Origin of the sequence: Cellulomonas humilata, assembly GCF_013359775.1 — a bacterium.
GTDB classification, from domain to species: domain Bacteria; phylum Actinomycetota; class Actinomycetes; order Actinomycetales; family Cellulomonadaceae; genus Cellulomonas; species Cellulomonas humilata.
Genome location: NZ_JABMCI010000055.1, coordinates 1 through 24,236 on the forward strand (window position 1 = coordinate 1; position 24,236 = coordinate 24,236).

The window sequence follows — 24,236 nt, forward strand, 5'->3', positions numbered from 1 at the left end:
GGCGGGAGGAGGTCGACCGGGGAGCGGTCGCGGCCGCCGGCCCGGTCGTGCGGCCGGGGACCTCGACCGGCGCGGCCGCCCCCGCGGGCCGGCCGGACTGCCCTGCCGGAGAGATCGCGGGCGGTCGTCCCGTGCTCGGCGCAGGCGTCCGGCCGGCGTCGGCGCGCTCGGGACGTGCGGGACGTGCGGGCGGTGCGGTCGGGCGCGGGGGACGCCCGACGACGATGGGCTCCGCGTCGGCCGGACGGACCGGACGCGCCGGAGCGCCGGGGGCGAAGCTCGGAGGTGGGGTGCGCGGCGACCGCTCGTCGGAGGCCATGCCTCAGCAGACGTCTGTGGTGTCGTCGGCGCTGAACGCCTCTTGCCCGGCCTTCTTCGTCTCCGACGGCGCCGGAATCACGGGCGTCTCCGGGGCGGTCGTCGCGCCCGGCGTCGTCGGGGCCGTCGTCGCCGGAGCGGCAGGCGTCTCGCCGAGGGCCGGGACGTCGTTCACGAGGTTCGCCCACACCTCGTCGGCGGCGGACGTCCACTCGACGCGGTTCGGGTCGGACCTCGCCGCAGCGAACGGGATCGTCATGAAGGTGATGTTGCCAGTGCTGATGTTCCGGAGGTTGTAGGCGAGGCCGGTCATGTTGCCGATCGACATCCCGTTGTCGGTCGTCAGCGAGGCGGTCGCCGCGCTCAGGAACGAGATCAGCTTCTGCGGGTTGGTGAGCACGTCGCGGGACAGGACCTCGCGCACCATCGCGGCGATGAGCTTCTGCTGGTTGCCGATCCGGTTCGTGTCGGAGCCGTCACCGATGCCCTCGCCCTTGCGCGCCCGGGCGTAGGCCAGGGCGGTCGCGCCGTCGAGCGTCTGGAATCCCGGCGCCAGCGCGAGCCCGGCTTCGGGGGAGAACATCGAGTTCGGGATGCACATGGGCACCCCGCCGATCGAGTTCACCATCTGCTGGAAGCCGGTGAAGTCGACGACGACGAAGTGGTCGATGGTGACGCCGGTGTTCTGCTGGACCGTGTTGATCGTGCACGCGGCGGCTGACGTCATGTCGCCCCCGTTGTCCCAGCCGGTCGCGAACGCACCGTTGAACATGCCGTGGGTGGCTCGCGTGGTCTTGCCGTTCGTCATGGTGCACACCGGGATGTCGACCAGCGAGTCGCGCGGGATCGAGATCAGCTCGACGCGCGACCGGTCGGCGGAGATGTGCAGCACCATGGTCGTGTCGGAGCGCATGCCCGCGACCGCGCCACCGATCTCGCCGTTCTCGCCGTCGCGCTGGTCCGAGCCGAGGATCAGGATGTTCACGGCCTGACCGGCGTTCGGGTCGTCCGGGTCGGGCTCCTTGGTGGGCTCCGCGATCGGGTTGACCAGGTCCGAGACGTCGACCTTCTCCATGTTGCCGTTGAGCTTCGCGGCGACCGCCGCGACGCCACTTCCACCGAACACCACGAGAGCCGCCACGCCGAGGGCGATCGTGCGGAGCACGCCGTGGGCGTGCAGGGTCCGGGCATGCCTGGCGGCACGAGGGCGTGGGACGGCAGCGTGGCGGGAGGTCACGCGTCGATCGTAGGAGAGCGCCCCGGACGTGCGGGGGAGTGCACGCAGTGGCGTCGTGGAGGATCTGTGCAGATCAGCGGCCCGGGCGGGCCAGAGCCGCCCGCCCGGACTACGAACGCAGGTCGAACACGAGGTAGCGGCCGTCGGCACCCTCGACGACCGGGGCACCGACGAGGGCACGCCAGGCTCGCTCGACCCCGCCGTCGTCGTCGCCGAGCGCCTGCGTGTCGAGCACGACGGCCGAGAACCCGGCGTCGAGCATCGCCGCCTGGGCGTCGGCGACGGGCATGCCGGCGACGACCGAGGGCCACGCCGACTCCGGGCGTCCCTTGATCCCCCCGCCCGACCAGCGCAGGGTGTCGGAGTGCAGGAACGGCCTGAGCTGGTCGGTGTCCGCGACGCCGTTCACGGCGGGCGACTCCGGATAGCTCATGAAGGGCAGCTGGAAGACCGCGGCGTCATCGCCGAACGTCTCCTCCACCTGGCCGACCCAGTCCGCGTCGGCCCGGAACGTGGCCTGCACCGACTGGTGGTCCGGGCGGTACAGCGGGCTTGCCTGGTCGAGCGTGCCGAGGACGATCAGCACGGTACCGCCCGCGACGAGCGTCACCATGGCGACCGCACGCGAAGTGCGGGCACGCAGCCGGCCCGCGGCGTGATCGAGCAGCAGGCCGACCGCGGCGAGCGACAGCAGGGCGAGGACGATCGACATCCGGTTCCAGCCCCGGACGTTCGGTGTGAGGAACGAGATCAGGCTGCTGACCCCGCCGACGGTGCTCAGCAGCAGCGCCACCAGCGCGAGGCCGCCCAGGGACACCAGCATCGACAGGCGGACGCCTGGGTGGGACGGGTGCGATGCCGGCCGCGCGACCTGGACGACGACGATGACGAGCAGGGCGAGGAGCCCCGCGGCGGCGACGAGTCCCAGCGACGGGAACTCGCCCGGCAGCGGGAAGTCGTCGTCATAGGTGGTACGCACGTCCGCGAGCAGCCTGATCGCATGGCCCGGCACGGGCAGGAGCAGCGCGGCCAGCTTGAGGGCGTACACCTCGGAACCGGCCTGGTTGCGGAACAGCGCGCCCTGGTTGGCGCCGTGCGCCCGCGCGTACAGGAGGTCCGGGACCATGAGCAGCGCCAGCGTGGCCACCAGGACCGCCCCCGCTGCCGCCGCGCCGAGGAAGCGTCGATCGTCCCGGTGGTAGAACATCGCGACGAGCGCGCCGATCCCGAGCAGGCAGAGCGTGAAGACGGCGTAGTACGTCGACCCCGTCGCGACGAGCACGAGGGCCAGGCCGGTCGACAGTGCGCGCGTGTCGAGCCGCCACCGGCCGAGCCGGAGACCCGCGCCGGTGCCGCCGGACCACAGCGGTTCTCCGCGCCACACCCGCACGACGACCAGGAGCGCCGGCGGCAGCACCCAGTAGGACGCGAGGAAGAGGTGCGTCTCACCGCGGGAGAAGTGGTAGGGCGCGAGCGCGAAGAGCGTGGCGCCGACCACCGTCATCGCACGGCCCACACCGATGCGGCGCAGGAAGTAGGCGGCGGTCAGCGCCGCCAGCGGGAAGCCGAGCACGAAGTACACGTTGAGCGTCACGGCCCAGTCGCCAAGCACGGCTCCGAGGAGCTTGATCAGGAGGAGGTGCAGGTCCTCTGACAGGGGGTAGTCGTGGTAGATCTGCCCGGCCGGCCACCCGAGGAGCGGCTGGTGCTCGTACCAGCCGGTGGTCAGCGTGGTCTTGACGTGCGCGGCGATCGCGACGGCATCGCCGGAGTACGAGAAGGGGACGTGCCAGTCCACCCGCGTCAGACGCAGCGCCCAGGCGGCGCTGACCAGTGCGAGCATCGCGGCGGTCGCGTAGACGAGCACCTCGGACAGCCGTCCTGTCGTTGCCCGTCCCCGCACCGGAGCTCTTCCCGTCGTCATCCCGCTCGACGGGAGGGTTGCCGCGCGTGGTGCCCACGCTGGTCGCACAGCATAGGCGACGTCAGTCGACCGGCGACGACGCGACAGCTAGCGTCCCAGCTGCGCGTACTTCGCCTCGGTGGCGTCCTTCTGCGGACGCCACCAGGCCTCGTTGGCCTGGTACCAGGCGACGGTGGCCTCGAGCCCCGCGCGGAAGTTCTCGTACCGCGGCGCCCAGCCGAGCTCCTCGCGCAGCTTGGTGGAGTCGATCGCGTAGCGCAGGTCGTGGCCGGGACGGTCGCTCACCAGGTCGTAGGCGTCGGCCGGCTGCCCCATGATCTCGAGGATGTCCTCGACGACGGTCTTGTTGTTCTCCTCGCCGTCGGCCCCGATGAGGTAGGTCTCCCCGAGGCGGCCGCGCTCGATGATCGCCCAGACCGCGCTGTTGTGGTCCTCGACATGGATCCAGTCGCGCACGTTCTCGCCCGAGCCGTACAGCTTGGGGCGGACGCCGTCGATCACGTTGGTGATCTGGCGCGGGATGAACTTCTCCACGTGCTGGAAGGGGCCGTAGTTGTTCGAGCAGTTGGAGATCGTGGCGCGGACGCCGAAGCTGCGGGCCCACGCGCGTACCAGCAGGTCCGAGGCGGCCTTGGTCGACGAGTACGGGCTGGACGGGTTGTACGGGGTCTCGGGCGTGAACTTCGCCGGGTCGTCCAGCTCCAGGTCGCCGTAGACCTCGTCGGTCGAGATGTGGTGGAAGCGCACGTCGTGGCGGCGGACCGCCTCGAGCAGCTGGTACGTGCCGATGATGTTGGTGCGCAGGAACGGCCACGGGTCGTGCAGCGAGTTGTCGTTGTGCGACTCGGCGGCGAAGTGCACCACCAGGTCGACGTCCTTGACCAGGCTGTCGACGATGTCCGGGTCCGCGATGTCGCCCTTGGCGAAGACGATCTTCCGCTCGACCGGGTCCAGGCTCCGCTCGTCTCCGGCGTAGGTCAGCGCGTCGAGCACCGTGACCTGGACGTCGGGACGCTCACGGACGGTCTGGTGGACGAAGTTGGAGCCGATGAAGCCGGCTCCGCCGGTGACGAGCACGTGCACGACGGAAGACCTCCGAGCGGGGGACAGGTGTCGGCAAGCCTATCGGTGCGGGTGTCGACGCCCGACTGCGCGCACGACGCGAAACGGACAAGTGCGCGGCGGTCTTTGACAATGCGGACGGCCCAGGTGAACCTCGACGGAAACCGTTGTCTGCGTCAGGACCCGCCATGCCATCACGTACCGCCACGATCACTGCGGCCGTCGTCGCCGCCGCGGTGCTCGCCGTGCCCGGCCTCGCCCAGGCACGCGCGGCCGAGCGCCCGGCGTTCAGTGACGGCGTGGTCCGCGCGGCCACCGCCAGCGCAGTGACTCCGGCCGCGTCGCAGGACCCGGACGTCGTCGTCGAGGAGGCGCCGCTCGTCGTGGCGACCGAGGCCGAGGCCACCCCGAGCACCGGTGAGAACCCCGCCACCGTCGATCCCGGTGACGGCACGCTCGTGGCCGACGCCCTGACCCAGGACGGCCGCGTCGAGACCGACGTGATCGTGACGCCCGACGCCCAGACGATCGGGGTGACCTGGCCCGCGGGTGCCGCACCCGCCGAGGACGCCCAGGTGCGCACGCTCGACGACGGGACCTGGACGGCGTGGCAGGCGCTCGAGGGCTCGGACGTCGCGCCGGATCTCGGCACCGTTGACGCCGCGCGCACCCGCGACGGCACGGACTCGTTCTGGATCGGCGACGCCGACGCCGTGCAGCTGTCCTTCGCGGCGACGAGCACCGGCGGACCTGCCGACATGAGCCTCACGCTGGTGGGCTCCCAGGAGGTGGCGCCGGCGAGCGCCGAACCGCTGGTCGGCAGCGTGGCGTCGACGGGCAGCGCTCGGGCCACCGTCCGCAACGCAGCGCTGACGGCCCCGGCGGCCGCGGCGCTCCCCACGGCGGTCGCAGCGCCCATCGTGTTCACCCGCGACGCGTGGGGTGCGCGTGCCCAGGCCTGCTCGCCCGACGTCGCCAAGACGTTGGTCGGCGCCGTGCTCCACCACACCGCCGGCAGCAACACCTACGCCTCGGTCGCCGAGGCGATGCAGCAGATCAGGAACGATCAGGCGTACCACATCGACGGTCGCGGCTGGTGCGACATCGGCTACAACTTCATCGTCGACAAGTGGGGAAACCTCTATGAGGGTCGGCAGAACAGCCTCACGCAGCCGATCATCGGGGTCCACGCCGGAGGGTTCAACACCGGGACCGTCGGCGTCTCGATGCTCGGCGAGTACGGGGCCGTCGCGCCCTCCCCGGCGATGCAGGAAGCCGTCGCCAGGATCATCGGCTACCGCCTGGGCGTCTACGGCAGGAACCCGGACGGCTCCATGGTCTACACCACCCTCGGCGGCGAGAACTCGCGCTTCGCTGCCGGAACGACCCTCCAGCTCCCTGTCGTCTTCGGCCACCGGGATGTCGCCTACACGGCCTGCCCCGGGAACCTCGGCTACTCGACGCTCCCGGGGATCAGGCAGCGCGCGCTGCGCGTCGCGTACGCGGAGCCGCTGGTGCGTGCGCTCTACCACGACATGCTCCAGCGCGTGCCCGACCCGACCGGTCTCCAGACGTGGACGAGCATGATCCTCACGGGTGCGACGCCGGCGTCTGCGCTGGGCACCGCGATCGCGCACAGCCGGGAGTACGTCCAGCGCAGGGTCACGGAGGCCTACGTCGAGGTGCTCGGGCGCGGCCCGGACCCGCAGGGTCTCGAGGTCCAGACCCTGGAAGTCATGGCCGGCCGCCTGCGGGTCGAGGATCTTCGCGGACGTCTCATCGCCAGCGACGAGTACTACCTGCGGGCGGGTGGGACCAGCACGGCCTACGTCCAGCGGCTGTACCGCGACATCCTGCACCGCGAGGCCGCGGCCTCCGAGGTCGCCTTCTGGGTGAGCACGATCGGCACGCGCGGCCGCTCGGCTGCGCCGTCCGGCGTCTGGTGGTCGCTGGAGAGCGCCCAGATCCGCGTGACCGAGATGTACGTGATCTACCTGGGCAGAGGGCCTGATCCCACGGGATTCGCCACCTGGGCGCCCTACTGGATCACGAACGGGGAGGACGCCCTGCGTGCCGGCGTCGTCGGGAGCGAGGAGTACCTGGCCCGATCGCCCCAATTCATGCCGTGAGGCCGTGCGGGCAGGGGAGCGAGCCCGACGCGGCTACACTCACCTACCGAAAGCGGGCATCCACGAGTCGGAGTGGGTTCCGGCATCGACGAGAGGCAAGCCCACCACGATGAAGGCCGTTCTGCTGGCGGGTGGTCTCGGTACCCGCATGCGCGAGGAGACCGAGTTCCGTCCCAAGCCCATGGTGGAGATCGGCGGCAAGCCGGTCCTGTGGCACCTGATGAAGACGTTCGCGGCGCACGACGTCACGGACTTCGTGATCTGCGCCGGGTACAAGGGCGAGCAGATCAAGGAGTACTTCCTGAACTACGCCGCCCACAACACCGACTTCACGATCACCCTGGGGCGGTCGGGCAGCGTGGAGTTCCACGACGACCACCTCGAGCGTGACTGGACCGTGACGGTCGCCGACACCGGGCAGTCGACGCTGACCGCCGGGCGGGTCGAGCGCATCGAGCCCTACGTCAAGGGCGAGCGGTTCATCGTGACCTACGGCGACGGCCTGGCGGACATCGACATCAGCGCGCTGCTGTCGTTCCACGAGGCCCACGAGCTCAAGGCGACCATCACCACGGTGCAGCCGCTCTCGCGTTTCGGGCTCGTCGAGCTGGACGACCAGAGCCGCGTCACGCGCTTCCGCGAGAAGCCGCAGATGGAGGACTGGGTGAGCGCCGGGTTCTTCGTCTTCGAGCCCGAGGTGTTCGACTACGTCCGCGACAGCGACGAGGTGATGCTCGAGCACGAGCCGCTGGACCGCCTCGCGGACGAGCGTCAGCTCGCCGCCTACCGGCACGAGGGCTTCTGGCAGCCGATGGACACCTACCGCGAGTCGCAGATGCTCAACGAGATGTGGGACACCGGCAAGGCGCCGTGGAAGGTCTGGCAGTGACCGCGGACATCGAGGTGTCGACCACCTCCACCGATGCGGTGGTCGGTCGCAAGCTGATCTCCGTCGTGATCCCGGCGTACAACGAGTCCGACTGCGTCGACGAGCTCGCGCGTCGTCTCGCGGACGTGGCGGACGGCGAGAAGGACCAGTACGACTTCGAGGTCATCATCGTCGAGAACGGCTCGCAGGACGACACCTGGGAGAAGCTGCAGAAGATCCACGCCGACGACGGGCGTTTCAAGATCCTGCAGCTCGCGCGGAACTTCAAGATGGACGGCGGGCTCACCGCAGGCCTCGCCTTCGCCACGGGCGACGCCTGCGTGGTGATGACGGCCGACCTCCAGGACCCGCCCGAGCTGATCCCCGAGTTCCTCCGCAAGTGGGAGGAGGGCTACGAGAACATCTACATGGTCGTGAGCGAGCGCCAGGGCACAGGGCCGCTGCGCACGTTCAACTCGAAGGCCTTCTATTGGCTGGCGGGAAAGCTCACCGACGGAGCGATCCCTCGCAACGCGAGCGACTTCCGGCTCGTCGACCGGGGCGTCTACGAGACGATCAACCAGATGCAGGAGCGCAACCGGTTCATCCGGGGGCTCTTCGCGTGGGCCGGCTACAAGTCGATCGGCATCCCGCACCGGCGGCCGCCGCGCTTCGGTGGAGAGTCGAAAGCGCACTCCCTCAAGGTTCTGGACCTCGCGTTCAAGGGAATCTTCGCGCATTCCTATGTCCCGCTCCGGCTCATTACCGTCACCGGGCTCGGCGTTTCCGCGATCTCCGCGATCGTGCTCGTCGCTTTCACGCTGCAATTCCTCTTCTCAGGCGTTCCCTTCGCGGGGTTCGGCACCTTGATCGGCTTCATCCTGCTGCTGTTCGGAATTCTCTTCTCGATGATCGGCATCGTCAGCGAGTACGTCGGCCTGATCTACGAAGAGGTCAAGCAGCGCCCCAACTTCGTCGTGCGACGTCGGCTCGGTCTGTGACGGTCGCACCGGTGGACGGATCGTCGGCGCCGACCCGGCTGCGTGCGCTGCTCGACTCCGAGGGGTTGCGCTTCGTCCTCGTCGGCGGTGTCAACACCGTGTTCGGGTTCGGGATCTTCGCCCTTCTCCAGTCCACGCTCGGCACGGTCGTGCACTACCTCGTCGTGCTGGTCGTGGCGCAGGTGATCGCGGTGCTCGAGGCGTACGTCCTGCAGCGTTACGTCGTGTTCCGGGCGCGCGGGCGCTGGTGGCGTGACCTTGTCAGGTTCAGCTCCGTCTACGCGGTGGCGTTCGCCGTCAACGCGGCCGCGCTGCCGCTCCTGGTCGAGGTCCTGCACATGGCCGTGATTCCGGCTCAGGCCGTGGTCACCGCGGCCGTCGCGCTCGGGACGTTCCTGGTGCACCGCAACTTCACCTTCCGACACTCCCGGAGGTCGGCCCGCGAGGCCGTGCCGACCGCCACGACCCGAGGGGCAACGCCTCAGGTCACCGCCCTTCCCACTGCCGGCGCCCCTGCCGACGACACCACGTCCCCCCGCGTCGCGCAGACTGACGACGCCGCACCCAGGAGTACGATCCGACCATGAGCGAATCCGTCGTGACCGGCGCCGATGCCGTCGCCGCAGCCCTCGAAGAACTCGGTGTCGACATTGTTTTCGGTATCACCGGAGCAGGGAATCTCGCGATCTGTGACGCGATTTATCGGCGCGGAGCGACCCGGCTGATCTTCGTGCACCACGAGCAGGCGGCGCTCATGGCGGCCCAGGGCCTGGCGCGCACGACCGGTCGGCTCGGTGTCGCCCTCGTGACGACGGGCGGCGGCTCGACGAACGCGCTGACCGGGATCGTCGGAGCGCAGATGGACTCGGTGCCGCTGCTCGTCCTCTCCGGCAACGAGAGCTCGATCCACACGAGCACGGACAACGAGCTGCGGATCTGGGGTGTGCAGGGCTTCGACTCGCGCCAGGTCTTCGCGCCGGTGACCAAGGCGGCGCACCGTGCGCGCAACGCGGACCAGATCCGCGACCTCGTGGTGAACTCGGCGCGCACGGCGCTCGAGGCCCGAGCCGGCGCCGTGACGATCGACATCCCGATGGACCTCCAGCGCAAGCCGCTCAGCACCACGCTCGCCGGGTCCCCGGCCGTCCCGGTCCTCGACCTCGGGAGCAGCGTGGACTACGGCGACGTCCTCGACTCGTCGCTGGACCGCCTGACGGCGGCGCTGCGGCGCAGCATGCGCCCGGTCCTGCTGCTGGGGAACGGCCTGCGCAACGGCATGGACCGGCCCGAGATCCGCTCGCTCGTCGCGGACATCGGCATCCCCACGCTGCTGTCCTGGTCGGCGATCGACCTGCTCGACTCGTCGCACGCCATGAACTTCGGTCGCTCGGGCATCTACGGCGACCGGTACTCGAACATGATCGTGCAGAACGCCGATCTCGTCATCGCCATCGGCTCGCGTCTGGCCATCCCGCAGCTCAGCTACGACCCGGCGGACTTCGCTCGCGACGCGCAGGTGTTCGTGGTCGACGTGGACGGCAAGGAGCTGGAGAAGTTCGTCGGGGACCGGTGGGTCCGGGTGCAGGCCGACGCGGCGCAGTTCCTGGAGCAGTTCGCCAAGCTCGGGCCCGTCGCTGCGGACATCGACACATGGGTGCGCAAGTGCGAGCAGCTGCGCACCGACTTCCCGCGTCGTGCGCAGACCACCGAGGCGATCCCCGCCGCACAGCGCGACCAGTTCGTGAACTCCTACGACGTCGTCTACGAGATCAGCGACCAGGCGGGCTCCGACGACATCTTCGTCACCGACATGGGCACCGGGCTGTTGTCCGGGTTCTACGGTCTGGACGTCAACGAGGACCAGCGCCTGGTGACGTCGCTGGGGCTCGGGGAGATGGGCTACGGCCTGCCCGCAGCGGTCGGTGCGCAGTTCGCGCACCCGGAGGCCCGGGTGGTCTGCCTGAACGCCGACGGCGGCATGATGCTCAACCTCCAGGAGCTCCAGACCGTCGCTCACCACAAGCTGCCCATCAAGCTCGTCGTGTTCAGCAACGACGGGTACCTGATGATCAAGCACTCTCAGCGCAACCTCTTCGACGGCCGGTACGTCGGGTCGGACCTCGACTCCGGGGTGTCGTGCCCGGACTTCTCGAAGCTGGCGGACACCTTCGGGTTCTCGTACGTAGGGCTGTCGGAGCAGGGCGACATCAGCGCGAAGGTCGCCGAGTTCCTCGCGACGGACGGCCCCGTGCTCCTCGAGGTGTTCATGCACCCCGAGCAGCTGTTCATCCCCCGCGTCGGCACGCTCAAGGGCGAGAACGGCACGCTCATCTCGCCGCCGCTCGAGGACATGATCCCGCTGGTGAGCGAGGCGGAGCTGAGTGCTGCGATGAGCGGGGCGCTGCACCCGGAGTCGACCAGGATCCGCAGCGTGCCGGGCGTGCTCCCGGTACAGGGAGGCAAGTCATGAGAGCCGCGATCATCGGGACGGGCAACATCGGCATCGACCTGGCCGAGAAGCTTCTGCGGGAACACTCGCTGGAGCTGATCGCCATGGCAGGTCGGCGAGCGAGCTCTCCCGGCCTGGCGCGCTTCGAAGGCCGGGTCAAGTACCTGACGGCCGACGGCGTCGACGGGCTCGAGGAGCACTTCGACGAGATCGACGTGTTCTTCGACGCGACCTCGGCGGACTCGCACCGTGAGCACTGGAAGCGGCTCGAGGGGCTCGGCAAGGCTGTCGTCGACCTGACCCCGTCGCGGGTCGGTGCGGCGTTCGTGCCCGGGGTGCTCGACCACGAGAACCAGCCCGGCAAGCCGATCCACAACATGTCGATGGTGACCTGCGGCGGCCAGGCCTCAGTGCCGATGGTCAGCGCCCTCGCGCGCCATGTCGAGCGCGTCGACTACGTCGAGGTGTCGTCGAGCATCGCGTCGCTCTCCGCCGGACCGGCCACGCGCGCGAACATCGACGACTACATCCGTGCGACGGAGAACGCCGCGCGGCTGGCGTCCGGCGCCGACGTCGCCAAGTCGATCCTCGTGCTCAACCCGGTCGAGCCGCCGACGATCATGCGGACGACCGTGCACATGAAGGGCCTCCTGGGTGACCTGGCGACTCTCGACCGCACCGTCCGCGACGCGGTCGACCTCGTGCGGGAGTACGTCCCGGGCTACCGGCTGCTGGTGCCGCCCGTGCAGCATGCCGCCGACGTTCTCACCGTCTCCATCGGCGTCGAGGGGGCCGGCGACTACCTGCCGCCCTACGCCGGCAACCTGGACATCATCACCGCGGCCGCGGTGAAGACCGCGCTCGACATGGTCGCAGTCGCGAGTTAGGCATCCCATGACCACCACCACCACGCCCACCGCGCAGATCACCGTCTACGACGTCACGCTGCGCGACGGCAACCACGCCCTCCGGCACCAGGCCTCGCGCGAGCTCGTGCGTGACTACTGCCAGCTCGCCGACGTGTCGGGTGTCGACTACGTCGAGGTCGGCCACGGCAACGGCATCGGCGCATCGTCGGCCCTGGTCGGCTTCTCGCTCGAGACCGACGAGGTCCTGCTCACCACCGCGCGTGAGGCGCTCACCCGCAAGAAGCTCGCCGTGCACTGCATCCCGGGTTTCGCGACCGTCGAACGCGACGTGCTCCCGGCGCTGGCGAACGGCGTGGACCTCGTGCGGATCGGGACGCACGTCACGGAGGCGGACACCGGCGCCAAGCACCTCACCGCGGTGCGCGAGGCGGGCCGCGAGGCCGTCTCGGTGCTGATGATGAGCCACATGGCCACCGTCGAGCGTCTGGTCGAGGAGTGCGTGAAGGTCGAGGGCTTCGGCGCGCAGGCCGTTGTGCTCATGGACTCGGCGGGCCACTTCTCGCCGGCGGACGTCACGGCACGGATCTCCGCGATCGTCGACGCCGTTGGTATCGACGTGGGTTTCCACGCACACAACAACCTCGGTGTCGGCATCGCAAACGCGCTCGCCGCCCTGGACGCGGGTGCGACCATCGTCGACGGGTCCTCCGCAGCGCTCGGTGCCGGTGCAGGCAACGCACAGCTGGAGTGCCTCGCGGCGGTGCTCGTCCAGGAGTACGGGGTGGATCTGGGCGAGCTCACGCCGTTCTTCCGGATGGGCAGCCTGATCGCCGAGCGAGCTGCCGGCCACCTGCCGAAGACCACCAGCTCGAGCGTGATCAGCGCGCTGGCCGGTGTGTTCAGCGGCTATGCGCCGCACGTCCAGGCGATCGCCGAGGAGCTCAACCTCGAGCCTGCGCTCCTGTGGCGTGAGCTCGGGGCGCGCAAGGTCGTCGCCGGCCAGGAGTCGATCATCCGTGAGATCGCCCGCGATCTCATGGACCTGTCCTAGGCGTGGTCGCAGGGCCGATGCCGCCGTCCCGAACGACGGCTCCCGTCAGCGCGCGCGCCGCCGACCAGGTGGCCTCCGTCGTCCGACCTGACGACCGGGTCCTGCTCACCGGCGCCGGAGGCTGGTTCGGCTCCACCGTCGCGGCGCTGCTGCACGGGCACGACGCACAGGTCATGCACGTGACCCAGCGTCCCCGCACGGTCCAGCACGGGAACGGCTCCGTCGAGGCCGTGGCGTGGGACTGGGCGACCGTGCGCGACTTCGCACCCACCGTCGTCGTGGACTGCGCCTTCGTCCTGCGCGACTACATCGACCAGACGTCGATCGAGCAGTACGTCCACGTCAACACCGTGCTCACCCAGCGCCTGCTCCAGGTCTCCCAGCTGCCGGGGGTCCGCACGGTGCTCTCGGTGTCGAGCGGCGCGGCGGCCCACCCCGTCGACGCCTCGCGGCACGAGGTGGACGTCGACCCGTACGGCTACCTGAAGCGGCAGGCCGAGCTCGCGTTGTCCGGGCTGGATGCGGCGGTCGACGCGAACCTGGTCGTCGCGCGCCCCTACAGCCTCTCGGGGACGCTGGTGAGCCGCCCTCGACGGTACGCGTTCTCGGACCTCGTGCTCCAGGCCCGCGAGGGTGCCGTCCACGTCAAGGCGGGGCACGACGTGTGGCGTCGGTACGTCGGTGTCGACGACTTCTTCGCGGTCTGCCTCGGCGTGGGTGCGCAACGGTCGGGGACCGTGAGCTCAGCCGGCGAGCTGGTCGAGTTCGGAGCACTGGCTGAGCGCGTGAACCACGTCCTGGACGCACGCGCGACGGTGACTCGTGCCGACCGGACCGGCGCGCCGGCGGACGACTACTACTCACGGGACACCACGTGGGACGAGGCGTGCAGATCTCTCTCGTACCGGCCGGCGGACCTCGACGAGCAGATCCGCACGGTCGACGCCTACCTGGCCGCGGCCGGCCGCTCGTGACGGAGGAGCACGCCTACGACGTCCTCGCGTCCCGCAGGGTGTTCGACGGGCGTGTGCTCTCGGTGCGCTCCGACCGGGTGCTCATGCCGGGCGGCACGGACGCGCAGCGCGACGTGGTGGAGCTGCCCGGCGCGGTCGGGATCGTGGCGCTGCGCGACGACGGCCGCGTGCTGCTGGTGCGGCAGTACCGCCACCCCGTCCGCCGTCGACTGTGGGAGATCCCGGCGGGGCTGCTCGACTCCACGTCCGAGACCCCGCAGGACGCGGGGGAGCGCGAGCTGTTCGAGGAGGGCGGACTGCGCGCGAGCGGGTGGCACACGCTCGTCGACACCTTGACGTCGCCGGGCATGTCCGACGAGACCATCCGGATCCTGCTCGCCCGAGGCCTGACGTCGATCGACGCCGACGAGGAGTACTCGCGGTTCGACGAGGAGGCCGAGATGGAGCGCTCGTGGGGCGACCTCGACGAGGCCGTCCGATGGTGCCTGGACGGCACGCTGGAGAACGGGCTCACGATCGCGGGCCTGCTCGCGGCGCGAGTCGCACGGGAGACACGGTTCGCCGACCTGCGGCCGAGCTCGACGCCGTGGCGGGCGCGGCGCGCCGGGTCGACCACGGACGACGGGCAGCGGTGATGGGGGAGGGTGCCGCAGCGGCCCTGGACGAACCCGCCGCCCCGTGACGGGACCGCAGCATCCCGTCTCCGGCCGATCAGGTCCGGCTGGACCTGAGGCTCCTGAGGCGCCCGTCCGTGCTCGCCCCAGCCCTGTCTGCGTGGCTCGCCGGTTGCTGGCTGGCGATCATCACGGCGACGACGTACATCGGTGACGACCTGATCAACAAGGACATCCGAGCCGCCGCCGCCGAGCGGGGTACCGATCTGGGTGGCCTCATCGGGCACTACACGTCGCAGTGGATGACGGAGCAGGGACGGTTCTTCCCCGGATCCCTGGGCTGGTCGTACACGGTCTTCTGGGTGACCGAGGTGCGCGTGCCCTACAAGTTCGTCCTGGGCGCGGTGCTGGTGGCGTGCGTCGCGGCGTGCGCTCTGCTCAGCGTCACGCTGACCGGTCGGTGGCGCGTCGCCCCCGCTCTGGTCGCGTCGGCGGTCTGCTTCGTGCAGGTCCGGGTCGGCTTCGATGCCATCATCGGGTTCGCTGGACTCGTCCCCCTCACCCTCGGGCTGTGCGCAGCCGCGATCGTCCTCCTCGTGCGAGGCCGCGGCTGGGTGTCCGCACTCGTCGCCGCGGCGCTCTACTCGATGGCGCTCGTGACCTACGAGACCGTGATCCTGTTCGTCCCCGCCATGGCCGCGCTCGTCGTGTACTGGCGTCGGCGCTGGCTCCCCGCCCTGGCGCTGGTGGTCCCAGCGGCGTTGGCCGCCGGGGCGGCGGTCGTCCTACGAGGCGCGGTGCGCACGCCCACCCTCGCCGCCTACACCGTGGACCTCGACCCGCACGTCGTCGTCCCGACGTTCGCGAAGCAGGCCCTCGCTGCCCTGCCGATGTCGCAGTGGATCCTCGGCGCTCCAGGCGTGCCGTCGGTGCCGACCGGCGCAGTCGTGGTGGCTGCGCTGGTGTGCGGACTGCCTGTCGCCGCGCTGATGCTCTCCGCGTCGGGCGGCCCTCTGCGTGCGTCGTGGGCGGCGATCGTCAGCCTGGGGGGATTTGGGCTGTGGATCTGGCTGACCTCAGCACTGCTCACCGGGATCACCGTGCGCTGGCAGGAGGAGGTGCACCGGGGACAGGGCTACCTGTCGGTCGTCTACGGCTATCTCGGGTGCGCCCTGCTCGCCTGTGCGATCTGGCTCGTCGGCGAGAGACTGGTGGCGGATCGGTCGCGGACGGCGCGGGCGGCGTGGAGGATCACGAGCGCGCTCGTGATCGCGGCTGTCGCGACCGCGACGATGGCGGGCAACCTCGCGATCACGTCCTTGGTCTGACGATCCCGCGGACGGGACCCCGGCAACGGGCTACTGCCAGCCGTTGACCAGGGGCGTGTCGACGCCGATCGGTCCGAGCGCCTCGGCGCCGCCAGGGTTTCCGAGCGGCTCGGGACGACCCGGCAGCGGCAGCTCGAAGAACGCCAGGTTGTCCGCGGTGAACGCCTCGCGCTCGTCGTCGCCCTTGGCGCGCCGGGCGGGGAAGATGGCGACCTCGGGGCAGGCGAGCTCGCACGCGCCGCAGTCGATGCACTCGCTGGCGTTGATGTAGTTCTTCCGCTCGCCCTCGTAGATGCAGTCCACGGGGCAGACGTCGACGCACGAGCGGTCCAGCGCGTCGATGCATTCCTTGCCGATGACGTAGACCATGGCTCAGCCTTCCGATCCGGCAGCGACGAACTCTGGCTGGAGCTCCTCGTCGGTGGAGTGCCCCGGGAACAAGGACAGGTCGGGGTCGATGAGGACGGCGGCGTTGTTCACCGCGGTCGCGGCCTCGCCGAACCCGGTGGCCATCAGTGCGACCTTGCCGGGGTACGTCGAGCAGTCTCCCGCGGCGAAGACGCCGGTGACGTTCGACTGCATCGCGGAGTCCACGACGATCTTGCGGTCCTGCATGGCCAGGCCCCAGGCGGCGAACGGCGAGGGTGCGGTGACCAGGCCCAGCGCACCGATCACGGTGTCGGCGGGCATCTCGTGCTCGGCGCCCGACGAGTCCCGCACGACGACCGCACGGACCGCGTCGTCGCCGTGGATCGCCTGGATCTCGCTCTCCGTGAGCAGCGTGACGCCGAGCGACTCCGCGCGGCTCATCTGCGACGCGTGCGCCCGGAACTGGCGTCGGCGGTGGACCACGGTCACGGAGCGCGCGATGGGGGACAGCTGGATCGCCCAGTCCAGCGCGGTGTCCCCGCCGCCCACCACGACGATGTCCTCGTCCTCGTGCGACGACGGGTCGTGCACGACGTACGTGACGCCCCGGCCGTGCCAGCCGTGCCCTAGGGGGAGCACCCGTGGTCGGATGCCCCCGACGCCCGTGGCCAGGACGACCGCGCGGGAGTCGATGGCGGAGCCGTCCTCGAGCGAGACGGACAAGCCGGCCTCGCGCTCCTCGCGCACGATGTCGACCACGTTCTGGCCGAAGATCGTGCGGGGCTCGTAGATCTCGGCCTGCGCGCGCAGCCCGGCGATGAGCTCGGCCCCCGTGATGCCGACGAACCCGGCGACGTCGTGGATCGTCTTGGCGGGGTAGAGGGCGGCAACCTGGCCACCGGGGTCCGGCTGGGCGTCGACCAGGGTCACGCTCAGGCCCCGGAAACCCGCGTAGTAGGCAGCGAACAGTCCTGCGGGTCCGGCACCGACGATGGTCAGGTCACACGCCGTGCGGTGCGCGAACACGTCCTGGTCCTTCATGCGGGCCGCCCCGCGAGCTCGAGGTACTCGCGCACCTGCGCGACGGTCTGGGTGCGCGGATCGGTGCCCGCGCCGACCTTCTGGGCCCACTCGACGGTCCAGGCGAGCGCGTCCGGCAGCCGCAGCGCGTCGTGCCAGCCCAGCGCCAGCGCGGCCTTGCGGGAGTCCAGGGCGAGCAGGCCAGCCTCGTGCACCTTCGGACCCTCGTCGAGCTCGACGGTCGCGTCGCGGCCCCACAGGGCAGCCACCGACGTCGCGATGTCGCCGACGCGGACGAACGACTCCGTGCCCGGGCCGAAGTTGAACGCCTCGCCCGCGAGCCGGCCGTCGAGCAGCGCGTCCGCGAGCAGCAGGTAGCCGTGCAGGCAGTCGAGCACGTGCTGCCACGGACGGACCGCGTCGGGGTAGCGCAGCCGCACGGGCTCGCCGGCGGAGAAGGCGGCCACCAGGTCGACCATGAGCCGCTCGGGGCAGACATCGCCGCCGCCGATCACGTTGCCCGCACGCGCGATCCCGGTGGGCACCGCCGAGCCGGAGCTCTGGATCCAGCTCTGCGTGAGCAGGTCCGCCGCTGCCTTCGAGGCCGAGTACGGGTCCACGCCGCCCAGCGGCTCGCCCTCGCGGTAGCCCCAGATCTGGTCGACGTTCTTGTAGACCTTGTCGGTCGTCACGATCACCTGGGCCTGCACGCTCGGCGTCGACTGCACCGCCTGGAGCACGTGCAGCGTGCCCATCACGTTCGTCTCCCACGTCGTGCGGGGGTCGCGGTACGACTCCCGCACGAGCGGCTGAGCGGCGAGGTGCAGGACGACGTCGGGCGCGATGGCCCGGATGGCGTCCGCCGTCGCCGCAGCGTCCCGGATGTCGACCCGCAGGTCGTCGCGCAGGGCCTCGCCCAGACGCGCCCGCTCGTACACCGCACCGGGCGCCGGGTCGAGCGACAGCCCGGAGACCGTGTGCCCTTGCTCCGTCAGCATCAGGGTCAGCCACGCGCCCTTGAAGCCCGTGTGACCGGTGACGAGGTAGTGCATCAGCGAGCGCCGTCCTTGCCCGTGACGTAGTTGATGAGCGTGTCCGCCATGTAGTCGATCATGCTCTCGGTGAGGCCCGGGTAGACGCCGAGCCAGAACGAGCGGTTCATCACGGTGTCGGAGTTGCGCAGGTCGCCGACGACGCGCCGCTCGATGTTGCGGTAGGCCGGCTGGCGCAGCAGGTTGCCCGCGAAGATCAGGCGCGTGCCGATCTTCTTGGTCTCCATGTGCCGCATCAGCTCCTCGCGGTCGACCGCGAGGTCGTCCGCGAGCGTGATCGGGAAGCCGAACCAGGCCGGGTCCGAGTTCGGGGTGGCCACCGGGAGGATGAGCCCCTCGACGCCCTGGAGGCGCTCGTACAGGTAGGCGAAGTTCTCCTTGCGGCGCTTCACGAAGAAGTCGAGCTTGCGCAGCTGGCTCAGGCCGAGCGCGGCCTGCATGTCCGTGCCCTTGAGGTTGTAGCCGATGTGGCTGTACGTGTACTTGTGGTCGTAGCCGAGGGGCAGGTCGCCCAGCTGCCACTGGAACCGCTTGCCGCACGTGTCGTCCTGGCCGGTCTCGCAGTAGCAGTCACGGCCCCAGTCGCGGAACGACTCCACCTGACGCGTGACCAGCGGGTGCTTAGAGAAGACCACGCCGCCCTCACCGGTGGTGATGTGGTGGGCCGGGTAGAACGAGACGGTCGCGGTGTCGCCGAAGCTCCCGGTGCGCTGACCGCGGTACGTCGAACCGAGCGCGTCGCACGAGTCCTCCACCAGCCAGAGCTTGTGCTCCTTGCACAGCTCCTGGACCAGGTCGAGGTCGAACGGGTTGCCGAGCGTGTGGGCCATCATGATGGCCTTCGTCTTCGGGCCGACAGCCTCGCGCAGCTGGTCGCCGATCGCGTCGTACGTGCCGAGCTCGACGTCCACGAAGACGGGCATCAGCCCGTTCTGGATGATCGGGTTGAGCGTCGTCGGGAACCCCGCGGCCACCGTGATGACCTCGTCGCCGGGCTTGAGCTGACGCTTGCCCAGCTTCGGGCTCGTGAGCGCGGACAGTGCGACGAGGTTCGCCGACGAGCCGCTGTTGACGAACGACGCGGCGCGCGTGCCGACGTAGTCGGCGAGCGTGTCCTGGAACTCGGTGGTCCAACGACCGGCGGTGAGCCAGCCATCGAGGGACGAGTCGACCAGGGCGACCATGTCGTCCGCGTCGAGGACCTTTCCGGACACGGGAACGGTGGACTCCCCGGGGACGAACTCTCGTGCGGCGAGAGAGACGTCGGCGAACTGACGCACACTCTCCAGGATCGACTCTCGGCGAGCGGTCAGGTCGTCGTTCACAGGTCTCCTCGAAGCGGGGCGGAAGCGGCCATGATCTTACCTCCGCCCGGTCGGTGTCCGAGTTGCGGGCTCGGCGGGTTCTCAGTCCAGCGGGCTGAGATGCAGGTCGATGATCTGCTGCCGCAGGTCGCGCGTCTCGCCGGGGGCGGTGGTCGGTGCTGAGTCCGTCACGAACGCCAGCGGGGTCGTCCCCGGCGGAGCGACGACGGGGATCGCGAGGGTCGCCACGTGGTTGACGACTATGAGCTCGTGCTCGTCGGCCCCCACCGTCACGGTCACGTCGGCGCGGGGGTCCGCGACGACGATCGAACCCGTGAGCATGACATCGACAGGATCGTCGGTCGGGTTCAGGATGACGGCGTCGGCCCGCGCCCCGCCCCAGCGCCACGTCTTCGTCGCATCCGCCTCCGGCGCGAAGAAGCCGGTGCCGTACTCGATCCGCACGGGGTGCAGCACCTGATCGAGCGACGGGATCTGTGCGCCCTCGGCCCGGAGACGCGACGCGTACGGACGCAGGTCGTAGACGGCGAGCGTGTTGTCCGGGTTCACGAACGGCACCTGCGGGCCGATGGTCGCCACGATGGCGGCCTCCTCCGCGACACCGTGGTCGGCGTAGCCGTTCCGGTTGACGTAGATGGCCTGGAACCCCGCGCCGACGAGCTTGGGCAGCGTGCTGGGTATGCCCTCACTGAGTGCGACCTGCTGCCAGCTCGTGAACGCACCCTTCACCGAGCCGTAGCTCCACGCCAGGTCGGAGTGGACGTAGGCGCGCAGGTGGTCGTACGGCGCCATGGAGACCACGGGTGGGGCCTCGGGGAAGTCCGAGTACGGGATCTGGAACACCGCCGCGCCGGCCCCGTACCGGTCCTCCAGCTGCTGGAAGTAGTCGGCGTCCGCGTTCCAGGCGTTCGATGTGTGCGGGTAGTCCGGCCGGATCGCCGGCCCGGTCTGGTCGAAGAGCGCGATGCCCAGCACGACGGCGGCGACCCCTGCGCGGGCGAGCGGCCGTCGAGCGACCGGCCACCGTCGACCCAGGCGGTGCAGGCCGCGGTCGATCAGGACGGCGAGGCCGGCCAGGGCGAGGAACGCGATGTTCACGGACATGCGGTTCCAGGCGCGCAGCTGGTCGAACGCGAGCGCCGCAGCGACGCTGTTCAGCCCGGCGACCGTCGAGAACAGCAGAGCGACGACGGTCAGCACCCCGAGCGGATGCAGCCGGCGGCGCCAGAGGGGCCGATGCGCGGCGACGGGCACCAGGACGGCGAGGAGGACGGCGACGAATCCCACGAGTCCCAGCACGCCGAGCGTCTCGGTGTTCTCGCCGGGGATCACCGACTCGCCGGTGACAGCGCGCAGGTCGGCGAGCGCGGGGATGCGGTGGTACCAGGCGGGGAGCACCAGGTTCACGATCTTCAGGCCGAAGAACTCGCTCGCCGCGTAGGACCTCCCGGTGACGGCAGCGGAGTCGGCGTCGGCGGACCCCAGGTACAGGAGGTTCGGGAGCGCTGCGAGGCCGATGCCTGCGACGACGATCACGAAGAACGCCGCAGCCGTCGCGAGGGGCCGGACGGTGCGTTCTCCGATCGCGCGCAGCAGGGCAGCGGCGAGCGCCAGGACCAGGCCGAACGCGGCGTAGTACATGCCGCCGCCGATGAGGACCACCGCGGACGCCAGGACCACGTACTCACGCCATCGGTAGAGCCGCGGGCTGCGCCACAGGTCGACCTGGCGCGTGTAGATCCACATGGCGACGAGGCAGCCGATCGGCGCCGCGTAGTACACCGAGAGGAAGAGGTGCGGCTCGCTGCGCTGGAAGTGGTACGGCAGGATCGCGTAGGCGGCACCGAGGACGACGCTGATCGGTCGCGAGATGGACAGTCCTCGGAAGCACAGGCACGCGACCGCGGCGACCAGCGGGAACCCCAGGACGAAGAAGACGTTGACCGAGGCGGCGGGGCTGAGGACCAACGACAGGACCTTGAGCGACAGCAGGCCCCAGATGTCCCCGACCGCGACCGGCCACGGCCTCAGGTCCTGACCGATCGGTGCACCGAGCAGCGGCGTGCTCTGGAACCAGCCGGTGAGCTGCATGTTCCGGACCAGCATGAGGTTGAGCAGGGCATCCCCTGAGCCCACGAGCGGCACGTTGAGGTGCGCTGCCCACAGTCGCAGAGCCCAGACCGCGGCGAGGCCGCCGAGGGCGGCACTCGCCAGTGCGGTGGCCACCTCGCGCCACACGACGCGTGAGGTGGTGCGCACGGGCGCGCCGCGCACCTCCGCGCTCTCGGCCACCGGCTCGTCGGTCCGGGAGGGTGAGCCGTCCGCCGCCCCCATCACTGCCGCGCGAGCCATCCTTCTCCATACGTGCGAATCGTCTCGGTCGGCGGTCCGCCGACAGAGAACGATACTCGACGGCTCCGGTCGGCCGAACACCACCAAACCGCCCGACCCGGGCACCAGCTCCGCGGTCCGGTCAGCGACATGCCGTCACCGTCGTTGACGTGCGGGATCCTGCGTCCAAAGATGAGCAACCCGTGCGGCCCATGGCCCCGCGAAGGACATCGTGAGGAGTCAGACACCGTGCAGGCTACGCAGGTCCGAATTCCACGGCGCAGCGGCTCGCGCTGGCTGGCGGCGGTCGTCGCCCTGGTCGCCGCGGCTGCCACGCTGACGTCGGCGGCCGCGGGCGCGGCTGCAGCGGCCGACGACGTGACCATCACCGGTCACGGGTGGGGTCACGGGCGCGGTATGGGCCAGTACGGCGCGCTCGGCTACGCGCTGCAAGGTGCGTCCTACGCCGACATCGTCCGCCACTACTACGGCGGGACGACCTTGGCGGCCGACGCAGGGAACCCGGAGATCACGGTCGAGCTGTCGGCGCTGACCGGCAAGGACACGATCCTCACCGGACCCGGCCTGTGGGTGAACGGTGAGTCGACAGGCACCGGCGCGGTCCTCGTCCGGGCCGACGGGGCCGGCGGGCTGAACGTCTACACGGCCGCGTCGTGCGCAGGTCCGGCCTGGACCCTGTGGAGGACGCTCGGGTCCGGGCTGACGGTCGGCAGCTCTGCCGACACCACGCAGCAGAGCCAGCAGACGCGCGTGTGCGAGGCGACCGGGTCGCGCGGGTACCGCGGTGTCTTCCGCGTCGTGCTCGCCGGCGGTGTCCAGTACACGTGGAACCAGGTGGCGGTCGAGGACTACCTGCGGGGTGTTGTCCCGCGTGAGATGCCGTCCTCATGGTCCACCCAGGGCAGCGGCAAGGGCATCGAGGCGCTCAAGGCTCAGGCAGTCGCCGCCCGCGCGTACGCACTGAGCGGCTCGAAGAGCTCGTCGGGTGCGATCACGTGCGACACCACCGCGTGCCAGGTGTACGGCGGATCAGCGACCTGGTCCGCCGACGGCACGCAGGTGACGTCGCTCGAGGCGGCGTCCACCGACAGCGCCGTGGCCGCCACGCGCTCGCAGGTGATGCGGACGGCGGGCGGGGCGATCGCGCGGACCGAGTTCAGCTCGTCGACGGGTGGATACACGGCCGGCGGCGTGTTTCCCGCCGTCGTCGACGACGGCGACGCGATCGGCGGGAACGTCAACCACAACTGGACGACCACGCTCTCCCGGGCGTCGGTCACCAGCGCGCTCGGCGTGGGGGCGCTCGCGTCCATCCAGGTCACCGGGCGCAACGGCCTCGGTGCGGACGGCGGGCGGGTGACCCAGGTGACGGTCACGAACACCGCCGGCACAGTTACGACGTTCACCGGCAACGCCTTCCGCAGCCGGCTCGGGCTCAAGAGCGACTGGTTCTCCGTCACCGTGACCGCACCCGTCGACTACTGCTCCGGATCGGGCGGGGCCGGCTATTGGATGGCGGCCTCGGACGGCGGCGTCTTCGCGTTCTGCGGTGCCGGGTACTACGGGTCGGCGGGAGGCCTGCGTCTGGCCTCGCCCGTCGTCGCCATGGCCTCGACCGCGAGCGGGCGGGGCTACTGGCTGGTCGCCTCGGACGGAGGAGTCTTCTCCTACGGTGACGCGGCGTTCTTCGGGTCCACCGGCGCGATCAAGCTCAACAAGCCGATCGTCGACATCCTGCCGACCGCGTCCGGCAACGGGTACTGGCTGATCGCGACCGACGGGGGAGTCTTCGCGTTCGGTGATGCCGCGTTCCGCGGGTCCACGGGTGCGATCCGGCTCAACAAGCCGATCGTCACCTCGCAGCGGACGCCGTCCGGGAACGGCTACTGGCTGATCGCCTCGGACGGGGGGGTCTTCGCGTTCGGGGACGCCGGCTTCTTCGGCTCCACAGGGGCGATCCGCCTCAACCAGCCCATCGTCGCGGCGGTCGCCCCCGCCGTCGGTGGGTACGGGCTCGTCGCCTCGGACGGCGGCTACTTCGCGTTCCCTCCTGCCCAGTTCTACGGCTCGACGGGCGCGATCAAGCTGAACAAGCCGATCGTGACCGCGTCGCTGACGCGCTCGGGTGCGGGGTACTGGATGTTCGCGTCCGACGGCGGTGTCTTCGCGTTCGGTGACGCGCCGTTCCTCGGTTCTCTCGGCGCGCTCAAGCTCAACGCGCCGATCGTTGATGCCGCGGCGCCCTCGCGCTGACGCGGGAAGGGCACTCCGGAGGCGACGCCCCCGGAGTGCCC

The 24,236-nt window shown here is 70.4% G+C and carries 19 protein-coding genes and 1 pseudogene; 11 read left to right on the forward strand and 9 right to left on the reverse strand.

All coding sequences use genetic code 11. The features are described 5' to 3' along the window. The 4 genes and pseudogenes from HP550_RS21935 to rfbB form a co-directional block, all read right to left on the reverse strand. A pseudogene (locus HP550_RS21935) lies at window positions 1–319 on the reverse strand (translation initiation factor IF-2); the annotation flags it as partial. A 3-nt stretch (window positions 320–322) separates the two neighbouring features. Beyond that, window positions 323–1,555 (reverse strand): LCP family protein, encoded by a 1,233-nt coding sequence (locus tag HP550_RS05870; RefSeq protein ID WP_343048004.1) that lies wholly within the window; start codon window positions 1,553–1,555, stop codon window positions 323–325. A gap of 109 nt (window positions 1,556–1,664) precedes the next feature. Then, the gene (locus tag HP550_RS05875; RefSeq protein WP_175346660.1) at window positions 1,665–3,458 is read right to left on the reverse strand and encodes a DUF6311 domain-containing protein; all 1,794 of its coding nucleotides are present in this window, start codon (window positions 3,456–3,458) and stop codon (window positions 1,665–1,667) included. A gap of 108 nt (window positions 3,459–3,566) precedes the next feature. Further along, window positions 3,567–4,562: a dTDP-glucose 4,6-dehydratase gene (gene rfbB / locus HP550_RS05880; RefSeq protein WP_175346661.1), complete on the reverse strand. Its 996-nt coding sequence runs from the start codon at window positions 4,560–4,562 to the stop codon at window positions 3,567–3,569. Between the two features lie 167 nt (window positions 4,563–4,729). Here rfbB and HP550_RS05885 point away from each other — a divergent pair, with 167 nt between their 5' ends. From HP550_RS05885 to HP550_RS05930, 10 genes are all read left to right on the forward strand, one after another. Further along, a complete protein-coding gene (locus HP550_RS05885) occupies window positions 4,730–6,670 on the forward strand; it encodes a DUF4214 domain-containing protein (RefSeq protein ID WP_175346662.1) in 1,941 nt (646 codons plus the stop codon). 109 nt (window positions 6,671–6,779) lie between these two features. Beyond that, a complete protein-coding gene (gene rfbF, locus HP550_RS05890; RefSeq protein ID WP_175346663.1) occupies window positions 6,780–7,559 on the forward strand; it encodes a glucose-1-phosphate cytidylyltransferase in 780 nt (259 codons plus the stop codon). Continuing rightward, entirely contained in the window at window positions 7,556–8,539 is a 984-nt protein-coding gene (locus tag HP550_RS05895) for a glycosyltransferase (RefSeq protein WP_210767734.1), read from the forward strand. The genes rfbF and HP550_RS05895 overlap by 4 nt, the downstream gene beginning before the upstream one ends. Further along, entirely contained in the window at window positions 8,536–9,126 is a 591-nt protein-coding gene (locus HP550_RS05900) for a GtrA family protein (RefSeq protein ID WP_175346664.1), read from the forward strand. Before HP550_RS05895 ends, HP550_RS05900 begins: the two co-directional genes overlap by 4 nt. Beyond that, window positions 9,123–11,009 (forward strand): thiamine pyrophosphate-binding protein, encoded by a 1,887-nt coding sequence (locus tag HP550_RS05905; protein ID WP_175346665.1) that lies wholly within the window; start codon window positions 9,123–9,125, stop codon window positions 11,007–11,009. Before HP550_RS05900 ends, HP550_RS05905 begins: the two co-directional genes overlap by 4 nt. Further along, window positions 11,006–11,875, forward strand: coding sequence for an acetaldehyde dehydrogenase (acetylating) (locus HP550_RS05910; RefSeq protein ID WP_175346666.1), 870 nt, complete (start codon window positions 11,006–11,008; stop codon window positions 11,873–11,875). Before HP550_RS05905 ends, HP550_RS05910 begins: the two co-directional genes overlap by 4 nt. A gap of 7 nt (window positions 11,876–11,882) precedes the next feature. Next, a complete protein-coding gene (gene dmpG, locus HP550_RS05915) occupies window positions 11,883–12,908 on the forward strand; it encodes a 4-hydroxy-2-oxovalerate aldolase (protein ID WP_175346667.1) in 1,026 nt (341 codons plus the stop codon). Between the two features lie 17 nt (window positions 12,909–12,925). Further along, on the forward strand, window positions 12,926–13,882 hold the full coding sequence (locus HP550_RS05920) for an NAD-dependent epimerase/dehydratase family protein (RefSeq protein WP_175346668.1): 957 nt from the start codon (window positions 12,926–12,928) through the stop codon (window positions 13,880–13,882). After that, on the forward strand, window positions 13,879–14,517 hold the full coding sequence (locus tag HP550_RS05925; RefSeq protein WP_210767735.1) for an NUDIX domain-containing protein: 639 nt from the start codon (window positions 13,879–13,881) through the stop codon (window positions 14,515–14,517). The genes HP550_RS05920 and HP550_RS05925 overlap by 4 nt, the downstream gene beginning before the upstream one ends. 116 nt (window positions 14,518–14,633) lie before the next feature. Beyond that, window positions 14,634–15,824 (forward strand): hypothetical protein, encoded by a 1,191-nt coding sequence (locus HP550_RS05930; RefSeq protein WP_175346669.1) that lies wholly within the window; start codon window positions 14,634–14,636, stop codon window positions 15,822–15,824. 30 nt (window positions 15,825–15,854) lie between these two features. Here the strand turns inward: HP550_RS05930 and HP550_RS05935 are convergent, their stop codons facing one another. The 5 genes from HP550_RS05935 to HP550_RS05955 form a co-directional block, all read right to left on the reverse strand. Continuing rightward, the gene (locus tag HP550_RS05935) at window positions 15,855–16,193 is read right to left on the reverse strand and encodes a ferredoxin family protein (protein WP_175346670.1); all 339 of its coding nucleotides are present in this window, start codon (window positions 16,191–16,193) and stop codon (window positions 15,855–15,857) included. A 3-nt stretch (window positions 16,194–16,196) separates the two neighbouring features. After that, window positions 16,197–17,234 (reverse strand): NAD(P)/FAD-dependent oxidoreductase, encoded by a 1,038-nt coding sequence (locus tag HP550_RS05940; RefSeq protein ID WP_175346671.1) that lies wholly within the window; start codon window positions 17,232–17,234, stop codon window positions 16,197–16,199. Then, a complete protein-coding gene (gene rfbG / locus HP550_RS05945; RefSeq protein ID WP_175346672.1) occupies window positions 17,231–18,265 on the reverse strand; it encodes a CDP-glucose 4,6-dehydratase in 1,035 nt (344 codons plus the stop codon). Before rfbG ends, HP550_RS05940 begins: the two co-directional genes overlap by 4 nt. Continuing rightward, window positions 18,265–19,590 carry a lipopolysaccharide biosynthesis protein RfbH gene (gene rfbH / locus HP550_RS05950; protein ID WP_175346673.1) on the reverse strand — a complete coding sequence of 442 codons (1,326 nt, stop codon included), beginning with the start codon at window positions 19,588–19,590 and terminating at the stop codon, window positions 18,265–18,267. The genes rfbG and rfbH overlap by 1 nt, the downstream gene beginning before the upstream one ends. An 81-nt stretch (window positions 19,591–19,671) precedes the next feature. Further along, window positions 19,672–21,942, reverse strand: coding sequence for a hypothetical protein (locus HP550_RS05955; RefSeq protein WP_175346674.1), 2,271 nt, complete (start codon window positions 21,940–21,942; stop codon window positions 19,672–19,674). 228 nt (window positions 21,943–22,170) lie between these two features. Between HP550_RS05955 and HP550_RS05960 the strand changes: the two genes are divergently transcribed. Beyond that, window positions 22,171–24,195, forward strand: coding sequence for a SpoIID/LytB domain-containing protein (locus HP550_RS05960; RefSeq protein WP_175346675.1), 2,025 nt, complete (start codon window positions 22,171–22,173; stop codon window positions 24,193–24,195). Window positions 24,196–24,236 lie beyond the last annotated feature (41 nt).